We start from the raw sequence: 4,469 nt of genomic DNA on the forward strand, positions 1-4,469 counted from the left end.
GTCAGAGGTCTGGTCATGCCCGGCGTTTCCTCATGGTTCCGGTTGGGGCGGTTCCGAACCGCCTTGAGTGAACGGATGCCGCCGATTGCTGGTTCCCAAGGACGCGGGCATGCGGAGTGTCGTGGTCCTATTACCTTAGCCCTAACGATGCGGTCGTATGGCAATAGAGCGCCCGTCCGACGCAAGTCTTGTTGCGCCAACAACACAGGCGCGGGCAAAAACCACGGCTGAACGGCTTCACTGTTGCACGGACATCACGCTATGAGTTGTCTTTGCAGCGACTGTCCGCTTCTGCCGGAGCGGCGATTGCACATTCCAAGGCCATTCGGCCGCCCGATACGAGCCACTGATTTCAGCCTTGCGCGGTGACCCATGAAGCCCAGCTCCCTGTCCCTCCTCGCCCTCGCGCTCGCGTCCACCGTGCTGACGGCGCTGCCCGCGGCCACTCCGGTGAGCGCCCAGGAACTGCAGCCCGGTGAAACCGTGCTGGAGCGCCGCCGTCCGGAGGTCGAGCAGCTCGGCATCCGCGCCGGATCGTTCCGTATCCTGCCGCGCATCGAGACCGGCCTGACCTATGAAAGCAACGTCTTCGCGACCGAGAACGACACCCGCGACGACTTCATCTGGGTCACCCAGCCGCGCGTCGACGTGCGTTCGGATTTCAACAACCACGCCCTGAACTTCTCGGCCTCCGGGAACATCGGGCGCTTCTTCGACTATTCGTCGGAGAATTACGCCGATTACCGGGCCCAGGTGGACGGTCGCTACGACATCACCCGCGACTCCTCGGTCAGCGGCCTGCTGTTCAGCCGCCGCGACCATGAGGGGCGGTCCGACCCGAACTTCGACGTGTCGCTGGCCACCGGCACCGTGGTGCCGCGCTACGCGGAGCCGGTGAATTATTTCACCCACGGCGGCGAGGCGTCGTTCAACCAGCGCTTCAACCGCCTGCGCGTCCGCCTGACCGGCGGCGCCCAGTACACCTCCTACCAGGACGCCGAACTGACCAACGGCCGGACGGAATCGCAGGAGGACCGCGACCGCTGGAGCTACACGGGCACCGCCCGCGTCGGCTACGAGTTCATCCAGGGTTACGAGGCCTTCGTGCAGGGCTCCTACAACTGGACTAATTACCGGCTGAGCCAGGACTTCGGCGGCGTCAACCGCGACTCGGACGGCTACGAGGTCGTCGGCGGCCTGTCCACCGACCTGACCGGCCTGATCAACGGCGAGGTCTATGCCGGTTATCTGAGCCGGAACTACGACGATCCGACGCTGAAGGATTTCGGCGGTCTGGCCGTGGGCGGCCGTCTGAACTGGTCGGTGACCCAGCTCACCTCGGTCACCGGCTCGCTCAGCCGTCAGGTCCGCGAATCGACCTACGCCCGAGGCAGCCAGATCGCGTCGAGCTACAACCGCACCGTCGCCGCGGTCGGCGTGGATCACGAGCTTCTGCGCACCCTGCTGCTGAACGCCCGCGTCCAGTGGCGCCAGGACGACTTCAACGGCGTGGACCGCACCGACGACGTCTACACGCTGGGGGCCGGCGCCAGCTACCAGCTCAGCCGCTATGTCTTCGTGAATGGCGGTTATACTTACGAAAAGCGTAACTCGAACCTCAGTGGTTTCGATTACTCCGACAATCTGGTCTATCTGCGCGTCGGCGCTCAGATGTAATCAGTTCGTCTGGGCCATGCACAGAGGGGCGCTCATCTTCCGATGGGCGCCCCTTTTGCATTTCCGCCTATACGGTGACGCGAATCCTTTTCCTCCGTTGGCGTTACTTCCTCTCCACTTTTTCCCAAGCGCGTGCGAGTTGCTAGTCTCCCTCCGTGACCGCTCAGGGTTCGGCCGCTCCGTCCGCGGGCGCCTGGACCCGATGTCCTCACGAGCTATGGAGAAGGGTTAGGGATGAATCGACGTAACGTGTTCCGCGCGCTCGGAATGACCGTGGTCGCCGCCGCGATGGTCGGCTGCGCCGGTGGCCAGGATGCCCCTCTCGAACCGCCCGGCGTCGCCCAGATGACGGACTACCGCCTGGGGGCCGGCGACGCGCTGCGCGTCATCGTCTTTGGCGAGGAGCAGCTCTCCGGCGAGTTCCGCGTCGACGGGTCGGGCAAGGTCGCCATGCCGCTGATCGGCGAGGTGTCGGCCCGCGGCCACACCCCGCGCGAGTTGGAGACCGACATCGCCAAGCGCCTGTCGCAGGGCTACGTCCGCGACGCCAAGGTCAGCGTCGAGGTGCTGAACCACCGGCCCTTCTTCATCCTGGGCGAGGTCCGCAACCCCGGCCAGTACCAGTATGTGAACGGTATGACCGCCCTGTCGGCGGTGGCGATGGCCGGCGGCTACACCTACCGCGCCAAGGAGGACTACGTGCTGATCACACGCGGGGCCGACCCCAAGAAGGAGTTGCGCCGCGCCCCGATCACCACGCCGGTGATGCCCGACGACGTGCTGCGCGTGCCGGAGCGCTATTTCTGATCGGCAAGCGGTTCCGGAAACTCGCCAGACGGCCCATTTGTTTCGGAAAACTGGGGCAGGCGCCCCGCCACCATTCGACGCCATGACGATGTCCCTCTTCCCACTCGGAAGAGGGACATTTTTTTCGCAACAGTCCGCCTCGTGGCGGCGGTCATCCATCGTCGCGGGTGCCCTCGCCGTAGGGGAGGTCGCCTTTGCGGAAGGCGTCGGCGCCCTTGGAGTGGCCCAAGGGCGCTCGGGCGTCGGAAGGGGCAGGATCGTGAGCGCTGGCGGCCGGAGGCGGCCGGACGCCCGCGGCCTCGTCGTCGGTGCCCAGCGGGGCCGCAGCGGGGTCGGACGCGGGGATCTTGTCGCCGGTCAGGCCCTTGTCGATGGCGTCGCGCAGGCGCTGCGCCCCGGCGTTGGGCGTATCGGGCTTTTTCATGGGGAAACCTGGATCGGTTGCGGGACGGGATCGTCCCTTCTCCCAACCGGTGCTCCCAGTTGCGGTTCCCCCGGATGGGGTGGGGTGGTCGTTTCAGGAGCGCAGGACGTCCCGGTCCGCCTCGTCCAGGCTGTCGAGCCAGTCGTCCATGGAGATCATCGGCGGCTCGTCGCCGGTTTGCCGGGAGGCTTCCACCAACGCGGTGTCGGCGGTGTTGGAATGGACGATGAACCACAGCATCAACCGATTCGCGTCGTCGCCGGCCAGCGGGTCGCCGCGCTCAGCGGTCGCGATCAACGCATCGATGCTGGCGAGGTAACTGCGGTGGGCGTGCTCGTGCCGCTCCCGCCGCTCCGCGGCCAGGACGGCCATCTCCCTCGTCTCCGTGGCGAAATGCTCCGCCACCTCGCGCCGGAGTGCGGCCAGCTCCGCCAACCCGAACGGCCCGCCCGCGGTCATCGCCGAAAGCAGATCGAGAATGGCGCCGTGTTCCGCGTCGATGACGCCGGAACCGGTGGGTATCAGGGGGCCGCCATCGGAGGCATGCGTCATGGGCGGGGCCGGGCATTGGTCTGGCAGGAGGGTGAATGTGGTGCCGGTTGCAGGGCTCGAACCCGCGACCTTCGGTTTACAAAACCGCTGCTCTACCAACTGAGCTAAACCGGCGTGCCGCCTGGCCAGACCGCGGCGGGCGCTTACACTAGCGTCCCGCGCGGTTCGCAGCAAGCCTCACCTGTGCGGCGCGTTCGGAGACGCGTCAGCGCAGCCGGGCGACCTCGTAGAGGGCGACCGCAGCGGCGTTGGATACGTTCAGGCTGCCCACCGGTCCCTGGGTCGGCAGGCGCGCGACGATGTCGCAGCGTTCCATGGTGAGGCGGCGCAGCCCGGCTCCCTCCGCCCCCAGCACCAGCGCGGTGCGGCCCGTCAGGTTGCACTGGGCGAGGGTGCTCGCCCCCGACTCGGCAAGGCCGACGGTCCAGAAGCCGGCCTGCTGAAGATCGGCGAGCGCGCGGGCGAGGTTGGTGACACGCACCAGCGGCACCGACTCCAGCGCTCCCGAGGCGCTCTTGGCCAGCACGCCGGTGGTCTCCGGCGCGTTGCGCTCCGTCACCACCACCGCCTTGGCCCCGAAGGCCGAGGCGGAGCGCAGAATGGCGCCGACGTTGTGCGGGTCGGTCACCTGGTCGAGGACGACGATGAGCGCCGACGGGTCCGAATCGGCCTCCACGCACAGATCCTCGATCCCCACCTCGTCCAGGGGGGCGACGTCCACCGCCACGCCCTGGTGGACGGCGCCCGGCGGCAGCATGCGGTCCAGGTCGTTGCGGTCGGCCGGCATCAGGCCAGGGCGCTGGAGGCCGCGCGCCTTGGCCTGGGCCAGCACCGGCTCCAACGCGGCGCGGCCCGCCTCGGTCGCGATCAGGCGGTGGATGCGCCGCTCCGGGTTCAGCCACGCCGCCGATACCGGGTGCAGGCCGTAGAGCAGGACGCCCTGCGCGCCGCGCCCGGGGGAGGAGCGGTCGCCGCGCGACTCGCGGTGGGAGGGGGAGTGGTTCTTGGC

Annotated in this window: 5 protein-coding genes and 1 tRNA gene; 2 read left to right on the forward strand and 4 right to left on the reverse strand. The window is 67.8% G+C overall.

Features of this window, described 5'->3' with window-relative positions:
- Nucleotides 1–372 precede the first annotated feature (372 nt).
- Both GBZ26_RS27410 and GBZ26_RS27415 read left to right on the forward strand, forming a co-directional pair.
- Nucleotides 373–1,677, forward strand: a complete 1,305-nt coding sequence (locus GBZ26_RS27410) for an outer membrane beta-barrel protein (RefSeq protein ID WP_174441520.1) — start codon at nucleotides 373–375, stop codon at nucleotides 1,675–1,677.
- A gap of 234 nt (nucleotides 1,678–1,911) precedes the next feature.
- Nucleotides 1,912–2,484, forward strand: coding sequence for a polysaccharide biosynthesis/export family protein (locus GBZ26_RS27415; RefSeq protein WP_035675081.1), 573 nt, complete (start codon nucleotides 1,912–1,914; stop codon nucleotides 2,482–2,484).
- Between the two features lie 151 nt (nucleotides 2,485–2,635).
- Here GBZ26_RS27415 and GBZ26_RS27420 read toward each other — a convergent pair whose 3' ends face one another.
- The 4 genes from GBZ26_RS27420 to rlmB form a co-directional block, all read right to left on the reverse strand.
- Nucleotides 2,636–2,908, reverse strand: a complete 273-nt coding sequence (locus GBZ26_RS27420) for a hypothetical protein (RefSeq protein ID WP_174441519.1) — start codon at nucleotides 2,906–2,908, stop codon at nucleotides 2,636–2,638.
- 93 nt (nucleotides 2,909–3,001) lie between these two features.
- The gene (locus GBZ26_RS27425; protein WP_174441521.1) at nucleotides 3,002–3,460 is read right to left on the reverse strand and encodes a hemerythrin family protein; all 459 of its coding nucleotides are present in this window, start codon (nucleotides 3,458–3,460) and stop codon (nucleotides 3,002–3,004) included.
- A gap of 38 nt (nucleotides 3,461–3,498) precedes the next feature.
- Nucleotides 3,499–3,574: transfer RNA gene (locus GBZ26_RS27430), tRNA-Thr, on the reverse strand.
- A gap of 91 nt (nucleotides 3,575–3,665) precedes the next feature.
- Nucleotides 3,666–4,469 (reverse strand): 23S rRNA (guanosine(2251)-2'-O)-methyltransferase RlmB (rlmB, locus tag GBZ26_RS27435; RefSeq protein WP_345772078.1); only part of this gene is annotated, 804 nt, incomplete at its 5' end.

Origin of the sequence: Azospirillum formosense (genome assembly GCF_013340925.1) — a bacterium.
GTDB classification, from domain to species: Bacteria; Pseudomonadota; Alphaproteobacteria; order Azospirillales; family Azospirillaceae; genus Azospirillum; species Azospirillum formosense.